The following is a 16,349-nucleotide window of genomic DNA, read 5'->3' as shown; positions in this document are numbered from 1 at the left end:
GATGTATTTCGTAGACAGAAAAAAAATTGAAGAGACATTACGTTTTTTCGAGGAGCAATATGAGTTGATGCAGAGTCATCAAACATGGACAAGTCCACTAGAGAAAAAAGCGCTGGAACGAATTGTTCATTTGCTCGTCGAATGTATTCTTGATACGGGAAATGACATGATTGATGGCTTTATTATGCGTGATCCAGGAAGCTATGATGACATCATGGATATTCTTGTTGATGAAAAGGTTGTACCCGAAGAGGAAGGCAGTCAGCTGAAAAAGCTTGTCTCGTGTCGCAAAACACTTGTACAGCAATACCAAGAAGTGGATCATCACGACTTGCTGCAGGTGATTAGCGAGGTTGAGCATGCGCTACAGGTTTTCCCAAACCGCATCCGTACCTACTTAGAGCAGGAGCTTGGCCCAGTATCAGCGTTTAAATAATTCATTGGAGTTGTGAGCATCATGAAATACAAAGGCTACTTAATTGATTTAGACGGAACAATGTATAAAGGAACAGAAAAGATCGAAGAAGCTGGTCAATTTGTTCAAAAGTTAAATGAGCTAAACATTCCCTACTTGTTTGTCACGAATAACTCGTCACGCACGCCAAAGCAGGTAGCGGAAAAACTTGTTTCATTCGATATCCCAGCAACTGAAGAACAAGTCTTTACAACAAGTATGGCAACAGCCAATTATATTGCTGAACAAAAGAAAGACGCGTCTGTTTACGTCATCGGTGAAGAAGGAATCAAGCAGGCCATTGAAGAAAAAGGGCTGACATTTGGTCAGGAGGATGCTGATTTCGTTGTGGTTGGAATTGATCGCAGCATGACATATGAAAAATTCGCAGTAGGTGCGATTGCTATCCGTCAAGGCGCACAATTTGTCTCAACAAATGGAGACATTGCCATTCCAACAGAAAGAGGACTTCTGCCAGGTAACGGCTCGTTAACATCTGTATTGACCGTCACCACGACAGTCCAGCCAACATTTATCGGAAAGCCAGAATCCATCATCATGGAACAAGCCATGCGGGTGCTCGGGACCGATGTGTCTGAGACGCTCATGGTGGGTGATAACTATGATACGGATATTATGGCAGGAATGAATGCAGGAATGGACACATTGCTCGTTCATACAGGCGTGACAACAAAAGAGCTGCTTCAGAACTATGATAAACAGCCAACCTATGTCATTGATTCATTATCTGAGTGGATTGAACGATTATCATAAAAAAGAGGACAAGCGTTACGCGCGCGTCCTCTTTTTTGCTTTATTCCACATTTCTCACACTATGTGCCAACCTGCTTGATGCTGCTGCCGCAATGGCGCCGACAATGTCATCTAAAAAGGTGTGGCATTCTCCTGTGGATTTATCGTTGAGTCTCCCGAGAATTCCTGGTTTTTCTTTATCGATATATCCGTAATTCGTAAAGCCGATCGAACCATAAATATTAACGATAGCAAACGATAAAATTTCATCAACACCGTACAGGCTTTCGTCTGTTTCTAGAATAGACTGAAGTGGCTCGGTCAGTTTTTTTTGCTCGGCTAATACGTCTAGTTCGACACCTGTTAATATCGCATTTTGGACTTCTCGTTTTGCGATGACACGCTCCACATTGTGGATGCATTCTGTCATGTCTAAGCCAGGATGATATTTTTCCTGTAAAAAGTAGACAAGGTCTGCTATATCTTGAATGGATACGCCTCGTTCTTGTAAACGGCGTCTTGCTGTTTTTTCTACTTCGTTCATCTCATGATGATGCGGCATATATTCCTCACCCAATCCTCGTAATTTGTCCACAACGTGTAGAAAGCTTCGGATAGTAAATAGTATTCATAAATCCCTCAACCTGCGACTACGATATGATAAGAGATTGATCTTATGAACGCAGGTGAAAACATGAAAGAAACCATTTATCACACATTTGGTATTGATGTGCGTCAACTTATGCCATACGGCAGTTATCAGAGCTTTCAAACGTCGGAGGCTCTCTTTATCATTGTTCCTGTGTCTCATTTGCGAGAAGAAGAACTCACAGAGCTGTTTCATATCAGTCAGTATTTACTGAATGCCGGAGACCCATACGTCGCTGTGTTTGAATTAACGAATGAAGAGAAACCCACCTTTACTCATGGAAAGGAGCTGTATGCTTTACTAAAGGCAGCACCGCCGATCTCAAGTCGCTCGTTTCAACAGGCGTCAGAGCTGGCGACCTTTCATGTTAGGGGAAGAGGATTTCCATATGAGGTGTCTGAAACAAAACGTGTGGGAGCGTGGAAGGAATTATGGGCAAAACGGTTAGATCAGCTTGAAGGTTTTTGGATGCAGCAAATGCACCAAAAACCACTAGAACGGTTTGAAAAAAAATTCATCGAATCCTTTCCGTATTATCTTGGATTAACGGAAAACGCCATTCAATATTTAGTGGATACTGAGCTGGATGATGAACCGAAAGAATGTGACTCAGGCACTGTCTGCCACCAGCGTTTTTCGCGGAGAACATGGCCGCTTGAACAACCGCTTCGTTTACCTGTAGATTGGGTCTTTGATCATCCAACCCGGGATATCGCCGAATACTTAAGAGAAACCTTTGTCCAGCATAAGGAAGATTTAATTGAAGAGGGCTTCTCCTTTCTTCAGCAATATGAGCAGGTAACACCACTTTCTTCTTTTTCTAAGCGTTTGTTATACAGCCGCTTGTTGTTTCCGCTTCATTATTTTGAAATTGTGGAAGGCTACTATATGTCGGGAGAAACTGAAAAATCATATTATGAAGAACGGCTAGATTACGTCTTAAATGATGCGAATCGCTATGAATACTTTCTAAAAGTCTTTCAAGAAATGAGTGCCATGCGAAGCGGCGGAAGCCTTATTCCACCTGTTGGCTGGATCACAGGTCCACTGATTTGAAGTTTCCGTGAACAGATGAAACGTCTCTTTTCTCTTGAGGCGTTTTTCGTTATGCTTAAAGAAATCAATCAAAGGAGTGTTCTTCTTGACGAAACCTTATGTCTATATCACAAGAAAGCTGGATGAAGCATCACTTACACGACTAAAAGAAGTCGCTCATATCGAGATGTGGCTGAGCGAGGATGAGCCATGTCCACGGGAAGAATTAGAGAAACAAGCAGCAACAGCGGATGCGCTTCTCACCATGCTGTCAGATCAAGTAGATGAAGCTCTTTTATCAAAGGCTCCACATGTTAAGGTGATCGCAAACCTTGCTGTGGGTTATGACAATATTGATCTTGAAGCAGCTAAAAAGCGCAATATCACCATTTGTCATACGCCTGATGTATTAACAGAATCCACGGCTGATTTAGCCTTTGCCCTTCTGATGGCATCAGCGAGACGGATTGTCGAGGCGAGTGATTGGGTGAAGGACGGAAATTGGACAGGCTGGGGACCGCTTCTTCTTGCAGGAGCTGATGTTCATCACAAAACCCTCGGAATTGTCGGCATGGGCAGCATCGGAACAGCGCTTGCCAAGAGGGCAGCAGGCTTTGACATGAAGGTGCTGTATCATAACCGGTCAAGAAAGCCAGAGGCAGAAGCACAGCTCGGCGTGACCTATGCGGCTTTTGAGGACTTGCTCACGCAGTCTGATTTCATCGTCTGCCTGACGCCGTTAACCCCGGAAACGAAAGACATGTTTAATGAAAAGGCATTTGATCTGATGAAGAACTCTGCTTATTTTATAAACGTATCAAGAGGACAAACTGTGGATGAGGATGCTTTATATGAGGCAGTTACGACAGGAAAAATTGCCGGTGCTGGTCTGGATGTATTTAGGGAGGAGCCTGTCAACCCATCTCATCCGTTAACAACATTACCTAACGTTACGGTTCTCCCTCATATTGGAAGTGCGAGTGTCGAAACGAGAAAAACGATGATGCGTTTATGTGCTGATAATATTGCGCTTGTCCTGCAAGGTCAGCAAGCCAAAACACCGGTTCGCTCATCATATCAGGCTCCCTGAGTTTCGGGAGCTTTTCTGACAAAAATATTTTGAAAATATAGAATCTTGATATAAATAGCTGTTAAGCGGTTTCATTCTGACAATCTCTTATTTTATTACCTTGTCAAAATGAGGATACCCCTTTATAATGTGTGTACATTGAATGTCTGTGTAAGGTTAACAAATGTCTTTTTAGAGAGGACATTTACGGAGAAAGGTGGAATTTCAGGTGAAGGCAATTCGAGTTGGGCTATTAGGATTAGGAACAGTGGGGAGCGGTGTCGTCAAGATTATCCAAGACCATCAGGATAAATTAATGCACCAAATCGGCTGTCCGGTATTAATACAAAAAGTGCTTGTGAGCAATCCCGATAAAAAGAGAGATGTGGATGTGGCAAGAGAGGTCTTCACAACTGAAGTATACGATGTGATTAGAGATCCAGAAGTCGACGTCATTATTGAAGTGATGGGCGGCATTGAAGAGACAAAACAATATTTAATAGATGCATTAAATGAGAAAAAGCATGTCATTACCGCCAATAAAGATTTAATGGCACTTTACGGAACAGAGCTTCTACATGTGGCGAAAGAAAATGGCTGTGATCTTTATTATGAAGCAAGTGTCGCCGGAGGAATTCCAATTCTGCGTACGTTGGAGGAAGGATTAGCCTCTGACCGAATTACGAAGATGATGGGAATTGTGAACGGCACAACGAATTTTATTTTAACGAAAATGAACGTCGATAAAAGTGCATATGAAGATGTCTTAAAAGAAGCACAGGATCTTGGCTTTGCAGAATCAGACCCAACAGCTGATGTAGAAGGACTGGATGCAGCAAGGAAAATGGCGATTCTTGCAAGACTCGGCTTTTCTATGAATGTGGAATTAGAGGATGTAAAGGTGAGAGGCATCTCTGACGTTTCTGATGAAGATATTAATTTCAGTAAACGATTCGGCTACACAATGAAGCTAATCGGAATTGCCCAGCGAGACGGAGAAAAAGTAGAAGTCAGTGTCCAGCCAACTCTACTTCCTGATCACCATCCGCTTTCATCGGTCAACAATGAATTCAATGCGGTGTATGTCTATGGAAGTGCTGTGGGAGAAACGATGTTTTACGGACCTGGAGCTGGAAGTCTGCCAACGGCAACCGCTGTTGTATCAGACTTAGTCGCCGTCATGAAAAACATGCGCCTTGGTGTGAACGGAAGTGGATTTATTGCACCGCAATTTGAGAAAAAGATCAAATCACCATCGGAAGTATTTGCTCAGCAATTTTTAAGAATTCATGTGAGAGATCAAGTCGGGGCATTTTCCCGCATTACATCTATTTTTTCTGAAAGAGGCATCAGCTTTGAAAAGATCCTTCAGCTTCCTGTGAAAGGGCATGACGAGCTGGCTGAAATTGTGATTATTACACACCGGACCTCAGAAGAAGATTTTTCAAATATCCTGCAAAAATTAAACGATCTCGACGTGGTGGTTCAAGTGAAGAGCACGTACCGAGTAGAAGGGAACGGTTTAAGCTGATGAAGTGGAATGGACTTATTGAAGAATTCCAAGAATTCTTACCAGTAAACGAATCAACACCAAAACTAACATTAAATGAAGGGAATACGCCGCTGATCCACCTCTCCAAGCTTTCGGAAAAGCTGGGGATTGAGCTTCATGTAAAAACAGAGGGCGTCAATCCAACAGGCTCTTTTAAGGACCGCGGGATGGTCATGGCTGTTGCAAAGGCAAAAGAAGAAGGCAATGATACGGTCATGTGTGCTTCGACAGGGAATACTTCGGCAGCGGCAGCCGCTTATGCAGCCCGTGCTGATATGAAATGTATCGTCATCATTCCAGACGGAAAAATTGCCTTTGGTAAGCTCGCGCAGGCGGTGATGTATGGAGCAGAGATCATTGCGATTGACGGAAACTTTGATGACGCACTGAAAATCGTTCGCAGCATCTGTGAAAAATCACCGATTGCCCTTGTGAACTCTGTCAATCCATACCGAATTGAAGGACAAAAGACGGCGGCATTTGAAATCTGTGAGCAGCTAGGCTCGGCTCCTGACGTACTGGCGATTCCTGTTGGAAATGCAGGGAATATCACTGCCTACTGGAAAGGCTTTAAGGAATATCATGAGAAAAAAGGAACGGGATTGCCTGTTATGCGCGGCTTTGAAGCAGAAGGCGCAGCAGCGATCGTACGAAACGAAGTGATTGAACAGCCAGAAACAGTGGCAACTGCCATCCGTATCGGAAATCCTGCAAGCTGGAAACAAGCTGTGGCAGCGGCAGATGAATCAAACGGAAAGATTGATGAAGTGACAGACGAAGAAATTCTTCATGCATATCAATTGATTGCTCGTGAAGAAGGCGTGTTTGCAGAGCCAGGCTCATGTGCGTCTATCGCAGGTGTGCTAAAGCAAGTGAAATCCGGAGAAATCAAGCCAGGCAGTAAAGTTGTTGCGGTATTAACAGGCAACGGATTGAAAGACCCAAATACGGCCATTGATATTTCACAAATCAAACCGGTTACACTCGATGCAGATGAAGATCAAATTCTTGAACACTTGGAAAAGGCTGCGCGCGTATGAGTAAAGCCTCCATGCTTTTTTCAATCACAGTACCGGGAAGCACTGCCAATTTAGGACCAGGCTTTGATTCAGTTGGTATGGCGCTCAGCCGTTATTTAAAGCTATCGGTCTTTGACCATGATAGCTGGCTGTTTGAAGCTGAATCAGATGTCGTGTCTGGGATTCCACCCGGCACCGACAACCTCATTTATCAAACAGCCAAAAAGGTCGCAGATCACTTTGGAAAAACACTCCCGCCTGTTTATGTCAAAGTGTGGAGTGATATTCCATTGGCACGGGGGCTGGGCAGCAGTGCTGCTGCCATTGTGGCAGCCATTGAGCTAGCCAATCAGCTTCTCAAATTAAATATGACGGATGATCAAAAGCTCTTTTTTGCAAGTGAGGTAGAAGGTCATCCAGATAATGCGGGTGCCTCTTTATTCGGGGGTTTACTGATTGGTCTTCATGAGGAAGACAAGACACATGCCGTCAAAGTGCAGCATGTGGATATAGATGTTGTCGTCGTGATTCCTTTTTATGAAGTGCTGACAAAGGATGCCCGTGATGTCCTGCCAGAGGATTTTTCCTATAAACATGCTGTCAGTGCGAGTGCTGTGAGCAACGTGCTTGTTGCCGCTTTAATGACGCAAAACTGGCCGCTTGTTGGAGAAATGATGAATAAGGATTTATTTCATCAGCCTTACCGCACAATGCTCGTTCCAGAGCTGTCAAAGGTAGAGCATGTCGCTTCGCTAAAAGGAGCGTATGGAACGGCATTAAGCGGTGCTGGTCCGACCATCTTAACCTTAGTTGAAAAAGGGAGGGGAGAAGGGCTGAAAAAGCAGCTTGCCCAAAACTTCCCACATTGCGAAGTAGATTTGTTGACGGTACCAGTAGAAGGTGTTGTTGTGGAGCATGATCCTGTTAATCAAGTAAAGAACGTGCTGTAAAAATGCACGTTCTTTTTTTATTTTTGTTTTTATAAAATGAAGCAGGGATTATTATTTAGAGGATCGAACTATTTTTTATGCATAAAAGGAGGAGATACATTCATGAAGAAATTGATGACAGCAGAAGATTTAACGAAAATTGTTTCTGTTTCTCATCCGGTTTATTCACCAGATGGAAAAAAAGCGGTTTTTACAAAGGTCACGGTGAATGATAAAAAGAACGATTACAACATCCATTTATGGGTTCGAGATGAAGAGACAGAGGAGCTGTCACAATGGACATTTGAGGATGGAAAGCATCATCAGCCGGTGTGGTCAAAAGACAGTAGGCAGCTCGCGTTTATTTTGCAAAAGCCAAAGGAAGCTCCTCAGCTTGCACTGATTCAGTGCGAGGGAGGCGGTGTGCGCACCTTAACGGCGATTCCTTACGGGGTATCTCATCCTGTCTTTTCACTAGATGGAGATTTTCTTTATGCGGCTGTGTCACTGAAGCCCTCAGAATCTGTTCATGATGAAAAGAAGGAAGAGCGGGATGAGTTCGCTGCTGCGGTATATGATGATTTGACCTATAAAGCAGATGGCAGAGGCTTTTTAGATGGGCGTTTTACGCAGATTATTCAAGTAAATGTTCATTCAGGAGAGGTCGAGACAGTTACGAGCGGACAGCATCATCATATGAATCACACGCTCTCTCCATGCGGGAAATGGCTTGCCTATATTCAATCAAATCCTCAGAAACCTTACATAAGTGATATGTGCCTCCAATCATTAGAGGACGGTACGACAAAGAAAATCACACAATCATCAGGCGCTTATTCTACCGTATCTTTTGCTCCTAATGGAGAGAGCCTCGTGTATATCGGACATGAACGCGAATTCCAAAATGCTACCTTCCCAGCATTATGGCTGTATGATCTGAAGGAGGGGAATGTCGTTCAGCTGTCAGAAATGCTCGATATGTATGTGGGCAACTGTTTGGCAGGGGACAGCTTTATGGGAGAAGCCAATCAGCTTCCGCAGTGGACAAAGGATAGCCAGGGGTTTTATGCGCTTGTTTCCGATCAAGGCAGTACAGGGATTTATTATTTCTCCGTTGAAGGCTTAGCCTATCCTGTTCGATTAGAGGCAGAACATATCACAAACTTCAGCCTTCATCCAGATGAATCCAAAATGCTGCTGAGCCGGCTGTCCCCCGTTTCTCCAAGTGAGCTGTATGAGCTGACATTAGGGGAGACGGATCTAAAGCAAATCACATTCGAGCATGATGGATTCCTCAAGGAGCATGTCCTATCGGTACCAGAGCCATTTTCGTTTCAGTCAAAAGAAGGTGTCGAGGTGCATGGCTGGTTTATGAAGCCCTCCGAGATGGAAGAGGGGAAGACTTATCCGCTTATTTTAGAAATTCATGGCGGACCGCATGCCATGTATGGTTATACGTATTTTCATGAATTTCAAATGCTCGCTGCTGAAGGTTATGCTATCGTATATATCAATCCTCATGGCAGTCATGGATACGGACAAATGTTTACCGATCGTGTGAGAGGGAGCTATGGTGACGTTGATTATGAAGATGTGATGCAGGCTGTTGATCATGTGCTGAAAGCCTATGACTTCCTTGATGAAACAAGACTTGGGGTGACAGGCGGCAGCTATGGCGGTTTTATGACCAACTGGATTGTCGGACAGACTGGCCGTTTTCGCGCAGCCGTCACACAGAGGTCCATTTCAAACTGGATTAGCTTTTATGGCATCAGTGATATCGGTTATTACTTCACAAGATGGCAAATCGAAGGTGATATCTATGATTCAGCCGATAAGCTATGGGATCGTTCACCGCTAAAGTATGTGAAACAAGTAAATACGCCGCTTCTCATCCTGCACAGTGACGAAGACTATCGCTGCCCAGTAGATCAAGCAGAACAGCTTTTTGTAGCACTGAAGGAGCTTGGGAAAGACACAAGGCTCGTCAAATTCCCGAAGGCATCTCATGATTTATCGAGAAGTGGCCATCCAGGGCAGCGTATTCAAAGACTGACCTTTATCAAGGATTGGTTTAGAGAGAAGTTAAACTAAAAAAAAACGACCCAAATTCGGGTCGTTTTCATGTCATATATGAATTAGAAAACCTGTTCAACTTCTACAACGCCAGGCACTTCTTCTAATAATGCGCGCTCAATACCGGCTTTCAATGTAATGGTTGAACTTGGGCAGCTGCCGCATGCACCAAGAAGACGTAATTTCACAATGCCATCTTCAATGTCTACAAGCTCACAGTCTCCGCCATCACGTAATAGAAATGGACGAAGTTTGTCCAGTACTTCCTGTACTTGGTCTTTCATTTCGACTTCAGTCATTGGATATAATCGCTCCTTTCACAACATATCACCATTATATTCATCTGGACGATAAAAATCTATTGATTGGTTTCAAAGTTTCCTTCTCATTATAGCACAATCTCATCTTGAAACAAAAAGTGATTTTGACTTTTTTCATACAGAAAATTCAGCTAAAATAAAGAAAGAATAGGGGGCTTGCCAAATGAATCAAACCGTCGATCTTTATGTATATGGAAGAGATGTACTTTGCGCTAGCTGCGTGAATCTGCCTTCTTCAAAAGACACATTTGAGTGGTTAGATGCAGCGTTAAAACGAAAATATCCGAATCAGCCGTTTCGCATCACATATATTGATATTGAGCACCCACCAGAAAACGAACACCAAAAGGAATTGTCTGAACGAATTCTTGATGATGAATTCTTTTATCCGCTTGTCTTAGTGGAAGATCAAATTGTTGGAGAAGGTAATCCAAAATTAAAAGACATTTATCAAGAAATGGAGAAATACGGTTACACGGAGAGCAGTGATTAAACTGTTCTTTTTTTGAGAAAATAAACAGAACGAACGTTCCTTTTTGGGTTGAAAAAGAACGTTTGTTCGATTATAATGAAATGAAAGGAGCGTGAGCATCATGAATTATTTACTGAAACAATCTCTTCAACAGCAAATACCAATTGAGATGATTTATATGAAGAGAAACGGAGAGTGCACGAAGCGAAAAATCATTGTCCAACGTCAAACGGACCAGCTCATCCAAGCGTATTGTTTATCGAAAAAGACGATGAGAACGTTTCGTAAAGACTGCATCCTTGCCCTTGCTCCGATCAAATTGACCCGTTCATCGGCACATGCCGTTTCATAAAAAAAGCTCCCTCGACGAGAAGGAGCTTTGAGATCAAATTCACATGATGTTAGCCATTGTGATGCTTATACATCCAAAGAAGTCCGGATTTTAGAAGTCTAGGTACACGGCCAACAAGTGGACGATCTGCTACTAAGCCAAAGCCAGCCTTTTTCCCTAAAGATCCTAAGACACCTTTTAGCTTAAACTGAGGATAAGCCTCAGGAAGCGGCTCGTTTTTCCAGCGTTTTTGTAGAGATTGGACAATTTGTTCTGCCTGAGCCTCGGCAAGCTGTGCACTTGGAGCATGCGGGAGACTTGCACAATCACCCACGACATAGACGTGCTCATCTCCAGGAAGATTGTGATGAGGAGTTAATACGACGCGGCCTTGTACGTCCTTTTCAACATTCATCTCTCGTATCACTTTGCTTGGCTGAATGCCTGCTGTCCATACGATGACCTCTGCTTCAATGGCATCATCATGGTTATAAACAACACCTTCTTCAACCTTCGTAATATTCGCACAGTTAATGATCTTTACGTCATTTTCTTCAAACCACTTTTGCACATATAAACTTAATCTTTTTGGGAAGCTTGATAGAATCAGCTCTCCACGGTCGAAAAGAATAATGTTTAAATCAGCACGGCTCTCTCTTAATTCACTGGCTAGCTCTACCCCGCTAAGTCCAGCACCGACGATGCCAACCGTTGCACCTGCACTCAAATTGTTTAATTTGTTATACGTATGTCTTGACTGATCAATGGTTTGAATGCTGTATGTATGCTCTTTCGCACCAGGGACATTATGATACTTGTCCTCACAGCCGAGTCCAATCACCGTGTGGTCATATGGAATGGGTTCACGGTCGCTAAATAAGATTTGTTTGTTTTCAATATCAATTTTTTCTACTTCCCCATATTGAATATCCAGCTTCGGATGCTCTGGAAATGATACTCGAATGTGATGATCAGAGATCGTTCCAGCAGCGAGTGCATAATATTCTGTTTTTAAACAGTGGTAAGGATTTCGATCAATTAATGTGATAGTAACATCATCAGGTAATTGATTTGGCAATAAGCGGTGGAGAACCCGCATATTCCCGTAACCTCCGCCGATCAAGACTAAATTTTTCATGACGATTCTCCTTTTCCCCGTAGACATTGAAAAACACTTATACTAAAAAACTTTAAGTTAAAATACCAAATAAAATTATATCGAATTTACTGTGAAACCACAATAATTGTTTCAAAATAACCTACATATTCATTAGTTAGTCCTAAATAGTAAAACATTTTATGAGGAATAGGCGTAACGATACAGGTGAAGCTCATGTTTTGACTAATAGAAGGAATTTCGGTAGGATGGTAAAGCAATGTGAGGTGAAGCAAAGTGTTCCCACTGATCGAATTTTGTGTAAGTAATCTTGCACAAGGGTCTCAAGAAGCAAAAGAGAAGCTTGATAAAGACCCGAACCTAGACGTTATGGAATACGGCTGTTTAAGCTACTGCGGCAAATGTATGGACTCCCCATTTGCACTCGTGAATGGAGAATTTGTTTCCGGAGAAAATGCAGAGCAGCTAGTCGAGCGTATTTATGCTTTTATAGAGGAAAATGAGATGTTTTAAATGCACCACATGGGTCATGAGGTGCATTTTTTTCATATTTTTATTTTCCATTTTTAAGGAGAATGAATAGAAAGCGCATCCAATATGTTATGCTAATAAAATATCACAAAATGAAGCATCACACGAGAGAAAATGAGGCATATGCATAATAAAAGCCCCTTGCCATGGCAGCAAAGAGCTTTTATGTATGAAAAACGGGGGATGATAAGATTGTCTCCTGAATCGACTCCTTTTATACTATAAAGAAACAACATTTTTGGAGGAAGCTCATGACATCATTTCAATTCACGAAAATGCACGGATTAGGAAATAATTATATATACGTCAATCAGATGAAGGAACAGCTTCCAGAAGAGCAGCTATCAGAGATAGCAATCCAGGTTTCTTCTATTTACACAGGAATCGGTTCAGACGGAATGATCCTTATTTGCCCATCAGATGTTGCACCTGTGAAAATGCGCATTTTCAACAATGATGGATCAGAGGGGAAAAACTGCGGCAACGGTCTGCGCTGCGTCGCAAAATATGTGTATGAGCATCAAATCGTAACAGACACAACATTCCAGATTGAGACATTGTCAGGACTCGTTGAAGCGACCGTTCATGTGCAGGATGACCACGTTCATTTAGTAACAGTAGATATGGGGAAGCCTCGTTTTGAAAAAGAAGCGATGCCGATGCTTGGTGAACCAGCAAGCACAACGATTAATGAACCACTTGATTTTGGCACGACGACCTTAAATGGAACAGCCGTTTCAATGGGAAATCCCCACATCGTGTTTTATTTAGACGACATTGAAAAGGCACCGCTTGATACAATTGGGCCAATCATCGAAAAACACGACATGTTCCCAGAAGGCGTCAATGTGGAATTTGTAGAAGTGGTCAGTGAAACAGAGCTGCATTTTCGCGTGTGGGAAAGAGGATCTGGCATTACTCAAGCCTGCGGAACAGGTGCTTGTGCGGCTGCTGTATCCACGATTATGAATGGACAGGCGAAAAAGGAAACAGACATGACGGTTCACTTAGCAGGCGGAGATCTCATCATTCGCTGGAAAGACAATGAGCATGTGCTTATGACAGGACCTGCTGAAACGATTTGTGACGGCACATTTTATCTGTAAACCATTTATTTGAGAAAAGGCACCATCACGTTTATAATTGAAAAGAAACATCCAGTCAAAAGGAGGGATGATCATGAGTACACCAGTAACCATTACAGAAGCTGCTGCACTGCAGATTAAAGATATGATGAAAGAACATGAAGAAGAAAATGCGTTCCTGCGAGTGGGCGTAAAAGGCGGCGGATGCAGCGGTCTTTCATACGGCATGGGCTTTGACCATGAAGTTTCAGAGAAAGACACGCAGTTCGAACAGCAAGGCATTCAGGTCCTTGTCGACTCCGAAAGCCTTGATATCATGAACGGCACCATCATTGATTTCAAACAATCACTAATGGGCGGCGGTTTCACCATCGACAATCCGAACGCCATCGCGTCATGCGGATGCGGTTCTTCTTTCAGAACAGCGACGAATACCGGTACGCCGGAAGAGTGTTAACAACTGATCGTGAATGAAGATAAGCCTTCTTGTTCGTTTGTTTTTGTAAACAACACGATTGAGGAGGCTTTTTTGATGAAGAAAACCAACCATAAAAAAAGACACTCATTCAGTGTCTCAGCTTGTAGACAAAGTCTACAAGCTTTTTTGTATAATAAGGGTAATAACAATAATCTGTGGGGGATAAACATGTTATCGAAACGTGAAGAAGAAAGACGGAATCAATTAGAAGTAGTGGCTTTAGATGAATTAGTGCCTCAAGATCATCTTGTACGGAAAATAGATCAAGCAATCGATTTTGACTTTATTTATGATCTTGTCAAAGATCACTATAGTTCCGACAATGGAAGACCAAGTGTTGATCCTGTTGTTCTCATTAAGATGGTCTTAATTCAATATTTATTTGGTATTCGCTCTATGCGTCAAACCATTAAAGAAATTGAAACCAATGTGGCTTATCGTTGGTTTATTGGATATGGGTTTTCGGAGAAAATCCCGCACTTTTCTACCTTCGGTAAAAACTACGTGAGACGCTTCCACGATACAGATTTATTTGAACAAATTTTCTACCGAATCTTAAGAGAAGCGATGAAAAAAGGGTTCGTTGACCCGTCTATTGCCTTCATTGATTCCACTCATGTCAAAGCGAATGCCAATAAGAAGAAACTTGAAAAGAAAGTCGTTCGAGTAGAAACGCGAAGTTATCAAAATCAGCTTCATGAAGAGATCAATATTGATCGTGAAGAACATGGAAAAAAGCCCTTACCCCTACAGAATAAAGAAGAAACAAAAGAAATCAAGGTCAGCACAACTGACCCAGAGAGTGGCTACTATGTAAAGGATGAACGTGAAAAGTCATTTGCTTATTCATTTCATACAGCTTGTGATTCAAAAGGATTTATTTTAGGCTCGCTGGTCACAGGCGGAAATGTTCATGATAGTCGTATGTTGGATTCACTCGTATCAAAGGTGACAGAGAAAGTCGGAAAACCAAATGTAGTCGCAGTAGATGCGGGATATAAAACACCTTACATCGCTAAGTTCTTAATGGATCAAGAGATAAGACCTGTCATGCCCTACACTCGTCCAAGAACAAAAGCTGGTTATTTGAAAAAGAATGAATACGTATACGATGCATATTTTGATTGTTACATTTGCCCCAACGGGCAAATTCTCTCTTATCGTACAACGACTAGAGAAGGCTATAAGCAATATGCGTCCGATTCAGAAGTATGTAAGTCCTGCTCGTTTTTAGATAACTGTACCCAAAGTCAAAACCACACCAAACAAATTCATCGGCATATTTGGCAGGATTACCTAGATGAAGCAGACAATCTGAGACTTACTGAAATAAATAAGAGCATCTACGCAAAACGGAAAGAAACGATTGAACGCGTTTTTGCGGATGCAAAAGAAAAGCATGGTATGCGTTGGACGAAACTTCGTGGGCTGAAAAAAGTTTCAATGCAAGCGATGCTTACTTTCGCTGCCATGAACCTTAAAAAGCTAGCAAACTGGACATGGAAAGTACCATGTCCAGCGTAAAACACGTGATGTTTTTTCAAAAAAATGTGAAAACCCCACTTTTACTTGAAGTAAAAGTGGGGTTTGTCTACGGTCTGAGACACTCATTCAGTGTCTCTTTCTCATATTGCTTCTTCTATTTTCAACAGCTCTTTATCCAAGACATCCACCAGCTCCTGAGTGCTAAACATATAGATCACTACTTCTTTATTTTCATCTTCCACATGAACTTCAATCACCATTTTAATCTTTGCTGGTTTTTCATGGTACACCACTTCAAAGATGCCCATTTTTTTCGTTTCATTGTTTTTATTCATCTTTTGAACTTTGTAGAGTATCTGTTTGATTTCTTGATCACTCAAACCAGAATCCAAAACCGAAGTGGACACACGCTTTAAAAAAGGTTCTAGTTGATCAACATCCATATTCAATCCTGCTGCGAACTGCGCATAATGTTTGTTGTAGTCTTTTGCAAACAGTTCAACTGAGCCACCAACCATCAGTAACAAGATCAAACTAATTATGAAACGTTTTAACATCTTTCCACCTATCCTTCATTAAGATCTTCTTCCTTTCCTATATCGGTTGATCAGGTGAAACCTTCATTCTCACTTCAACCATTCTAAATCGCTCAATTTTGTTACAGCTTGCTCTCACAACTGGCTATTTCCACCCGAAAAGAGTATCATGAGAACCAGACATAAACTGTAGGTAGAAAAGAGGTTGCTGAGGTTTGAGTGAACAAATCAATTGCAGGAACTGTCATGAACTGATTCCGTATCGGTCCAAAACGTGTCCAGCTTGCGGGATTGAGAAGCCGCTTCCGAAAAAGGAACGTGTGAAGGATCGGGTGATTTTGGTTGTGGCAGGGATTGTTGTGGTGCTACTTGCTGCAATGGTACTTGGAATGGCGAATGCCTATATTGGGGTTTTTAAATAAACGAAAAAGGAGTTCCGCTTGTGGGAACTCCTTTTT

Annotated in this window: 18 protein-coding genes and 1 pseudogene; 15 read left to right on the top strand and 4 right to left on the bottom strand. The window is 42.3% G+C overall.

Annotated features, from left to right (window positions below):
* Position 1 precedes the first annotated feature (1 nt).
* Together MHI35_RS14805 and MHI35_RS14800 are read left to right on the top strand one after the other, a co-directional pair.
* A complete protein-coding gene (locus MHI35_RS14805) occupies positions 2–436 on the top strand; it encodes a DUF86 domain-containing protein (protein ID WP_088001739.1) in 435 nt (144 codons plus the stop codon).
* A gap of 18 nt (positions 437–454) precedes the next feature.
* Positions 455–1,228 (top strand): TIGR01457 family HAD-type hydrolase, encoded by a 774-nt coding sequence (locus tag MHI35_RS14800; protein ID WP_088001779.1) that lies wholly within the window; start codon positions 455–457, stop codon positions 1,226–1,228.
* A gap of 40 nt (positions 1,229–1,268) precedes the next feature.
* Here MHI35_RS14800 and MHI35_RS14795 read toward each other — a convergent pair whose 3' ends face one another.
* The gene (locus MHI35_RS14795; protein WP_144522681.1) at positions 1,269–1,769 is read right to left on the bottom strand and encodes a phosphatidylglycerophosphatase A family protein; all 501 of its coding nucleotides are present in this window, start codon (positions 1,767–1,769) and stop codon (positions 1,269–1,271) included.
* A 114-nt stretch (positions 1,770–1,883) separates the two neighbouring features.
* On the opposite strand from MHI35_RS14795, the gene yutH reads away from it, so the two are divergent.
* The 6 genes from yutH to MHI35_RS14765 all read left to right on the top strand — a co-directional run bounded on the left by yutH (position 1,884) and on the right by MHI35_RS14765 (position 9,554).
* Positions 1,884–2,912 carry a spore coat putative kinase YutH gene (gene yutH, locus MHI35_RS14790; RefSeq protein ID WP_119125316.1) on the top strand — a complete coding sequence of 343 codons (1,029 nt, stop codon included), beginning with the start codon at positions 1,884–1,886 and terminating at the stop codon, positions 2,910–2,912.
* A gap of 85 nt (positions 2,913–2,997) precedes the next feature.
* The gene (locus MHI35_RS14785) at positions 2,998–3,981 is read left to right on the top strand and encodes a 2-hydroxyacid dehydrogenase (RefSeq protein ID WP_211063469.1); all 984 of its coding nucleotides are present in this window, start codon (positions 2,998–3,000) and stop codon (positions 3,979–3,981) included.
* A 208-nt stretch (positions 3,982–4,189) separates the two neighbouring features.
* Positions 4,190–5,491 carry a homoserine dehydrogenase gene (locus tag MHI35_RS14780; RefSeq protein ID WP_012011148.1) on the top strand — a complete coding sequence of 434 codons (1,302 nt, stop codon included), beginning with the start codon at positions 4,190–4,192 and terminating at the stop codon, positions 5,489–5,491.
* Positions 5,491–6,552 carry a threonine synthase gene (gene thrC / locus MHI35_RS14775; protein WP_058013763.1) on the top strand — a complete coding sequence of 354 codons (1,062 nt, stop codon included), beginning with the start codon at positions 5,491–5,493 and terminating at the stop codon, positions 6,550–6,552. Before MHI35_RS14780 ends, thrC begins: the two co-directional genes overlap by 1 nt.
* Complete coding sequence (thrB, locus tag MHI35_RS14770) at positions 6,549–7,481, top strand: homoserine kinase (protein ID WP_211063468.1); 933 nt, start codon at positions 6,549–6,551, stop codon at positions 7,479–7,481. The genes thrC and thrB overlap by 4 nt, the downstream gene beginning before the upstream one ends.
* A 102-nt stretch (positions 7,482–7,583) precedes the next feature.
* Positions 7,584–9,554, top strand: a complete 1,971-nt coding sequence (locus MHI35_RS14765; RefSeq protein WP_211063467.1) for a S9 family peptidase — start codon at positions 7,584–7,586, stop codon at positions 9,552–9,554.
* Between the two features lie 44 nt (positions 9,555–9,598).
* On the opposite strand, the pseudogene MHI35_RS14760 reads toward MHI35_RS14765, so the two are convergent.
* A pseudogene (locus MHI35_RS14760) lies at positions 9,599–9,898 on the bottom strand (NifU family protein).
* Positions 9,899–10,019: 121 nt separating this feature from the next.
* Between MHI35_RS14760 and MHI35_RS14755 the strand changes: the two are divergent.
* Both MHI35_RS14755 and MHI35_RS14750 read left to right on the top strand, forming a co-directional pair.
* Entirely contained in the window at positions 10,020–10,349 is a 330-nt protein-coding gene (locus tag MHI35_RS14755; RefSeq protein ID WP_012011144.1) for a YuzD family protein, read from the top strand.
* 100 nt (positions 10,350–10,449) lie between these two features.
* On the top strand, positions 10,450–10,680 hold the full coding sequence (locus MHI35_RS14750) for a hypothetical protein (RefSeq protein ID WP_211063466.1): 231 nt from the start codon (positions 10,450–10,452) through the stop codon (positions 10,678–10,680).
* Between the two features lie 49 nt (positions 10,681–10,729).
* Here the strand turns inward: MHI35_RS14750 and MHI35_RS14745 are convergent, their stop codons facing one another.
* Positions 10,730–11,797: an NAD(P)/FAD-dependent oxidoreductase gene (locus MHI35_RS14745; protein ID WP_211063465.1), complete on the bottom strand. Its 1,068-nt coding sequence runs from the start codon at positions 11,795–11,797 to the stop codon at positions 10,730–10,732.
* A gap of 255 nt (positions 11,798–12,052) precedes the next feature.
* Here MHI35_RS14745 and MHI35_RS14740 point away from each other — a divergent pair, with 255 nt between their 5' ends.
* The 4 genes from MHI35_RS14740 to MHI35_RS14725 all read left to right on the top strand — a co-directional run bounded on the left by MHI35_RS14740 (position 12,053) and on the right by MHI35_RS14725 (position 15,394).
* Positions 12,053–12,289, top strand: coding sequence for a YuzB family protein (locus MHI35_RS14740; RefSeq protein ID WP_003213414.1), 237 nt, complete (start codon positions 12,053–12,055; stop codon positions 12,287–12,289).
* Positions 12,290–12,558: 269 nt separating this feature from the next.
* Positions 12,559–13,413, top strand: coding sequence for a diaminopimelate epimerase (gene dapF / locus MHI35_RS14735; RefSeq protein WP_211063464.1), 855 nt, complete (start codon positions 12,559–12,561; stop codon positions 13,411–13,413).
* A 73-nt stretch (positions 13,414–13,486) separates the two neighbouring features.
* The gene (gene erpA / locus MHI35_RS14730) at positions 13,487–13,849 is read left to right on the top strand and encodes an iron-sulfur cluster insertion protein ErpA (RefSeq protein ID WP_012011138.1); all 363 of its coding nucleotides are present in this window, start codon (positions 13,487–13,489) and stop codon (positions 13,847–13,849) included.
* Positions 13,850–14,038: 189 nt separating this feature from the next.
* The gene (locus tag MHI35_RS14725) at positions 14,039–15,394 is read left to right on the top strand and encodes an IS1182-like element ISBpu1 family transposase (RefSeq protein ID WP_284553666.1); all 1,356 of its coding nucleotides are present in this window, start codon (positions 14,039–14,041) and stop codon (positions 15,392–15,394) included.
* 101 nt (positions 15,395–15,495) lie between these two features.
* Here MHI35_RS14725 and MHI35_RS14720 read toward each other — a convergent pair whose 3' ends face one another.
* A complete protein-coding gene (locus MHI35_RS14720; RefSeq protein WP_211064030.1) occupies positions 15,496–15,912 on the bottom strand; it encodes a hypothetical protein in 417 nt (138 codons plus the stop codon).
* Between the two features lie 194 nt (positions 15,913–16,106).
* Between MHI35_RS14720 and MHI35_RS14715 the strand changes: the two genes are divergently transcribed.
* Positions 16,107–16,313, top strand: a complete 207-nt coding sequence (locus tag MHI35_RS14715) for a hypothetical protein (RefSeq protein WP_012011136.1) — start codon at positions 16,107–16,109, stop codon at positions 16,311–16,313.
* Positions 16,314–16,349: the final 36 nt, after the last annotated feature.

The organism is Bacillus sp. FSL K6-3459, assembly GCF_038003305.1.
GTDB classification, from domain to species: Bacteria; Bacillota; Bacilli; order Bacillales; family Bacillaceae; genus Bacillus; species Bacillus pumilus_O.
Note: the sequence above shows the minus strand (reverse complement) of the source record. Positions and strands in the feature narration are given on the sequence as shown.

Bases quoted from the DNA above. Each gene is read 5' to 3' on its own strand.
- MHI35_RS14805 (WP_088001739.1), top strand. From the start codon at position 2: ATGTATTTCGTAGACAGAAAAAAAATTGAAGAGACATTACGTTTTTTC.
- dapF (WP_211063464.1), top strand. From the start codon at position 12,559: ATGACATCATTTCAATTCACGAAAATGCACGGATTAGGAAATAATTAT.
- MHI35_RS14795 (WP_144522681.1), bottom strand. From the start codon at position 1,769: ATGCCGCATCATCATGAGATGAACGAAGTAGAAAAAACAGCAAGACGC.
- MHI35_RS14745 (WP_211063465.1), bottom strand. From the start codon at position 11,797: ATGAAAAATTTAGTCTTGATCGGCGGAGGTTACGGGAATATGCGGGTT.
- MHI35_RS14755 (WP_012011144.1), top strand. From the start codon at position 10,020: ATGAATCAAACCGTCGATCTTTATGTATATGGAAGAGATGTACTTTGC.
- thrB (WP_211063468.1), top strand. From the start codon at position 6,549: ATGAGTAAAGCCTCCATGCTTTTTTCAATCACAGTACCGGGAAGCACT.
- thrC (WP_058013763.1), top strand. From the start codon at position 5,491: ATGAAGTGGAATGGACTTATTGAAGAATTCCAAGAATTCTTACCAGTA.
- MHI35_RS14750 (WP_211063466.1), top strand. From the start codon at position 10,450: ATGAATTATTTACTGAAACAATCTCTTCAACAGCAAATACCAATTGAG.
- MHI35_RS14765 (WP_211063467.1), top strand. From the start codon at position 7,584: ATGAAGAAATTGATGACAGCAGAAGATTTAACGAAAATTGTTTCTGTT.
- MHI35_RS14720 (WP_211064030.1), bottom strand. From the start codon at position 15,912: ATGTTAAAACGTTTCATAATTAGTTTGATCTTGTTACTGATGGTTGGT.
- yutH (WP_119125316.1), top strand. From the start codon at position 1,884: ATGAACGCAGGTGAAAACATGAAAGAAACCATTTATCACACATTTGGT.
- erpA (WP_012011138.1), top strand. From the start codon at position 13,487: ATGAGTACACCAGTAACCATTACAGAAGCTGCTGCACTGCAGATTAAA.
- MHI35_RS14725 (WP_284553666.1), top strand. From the start codon at position 14,039: ATGTTATCGAAACGTGAAGAAGAAAGACGGAATCAATTAGAAGTAGTG.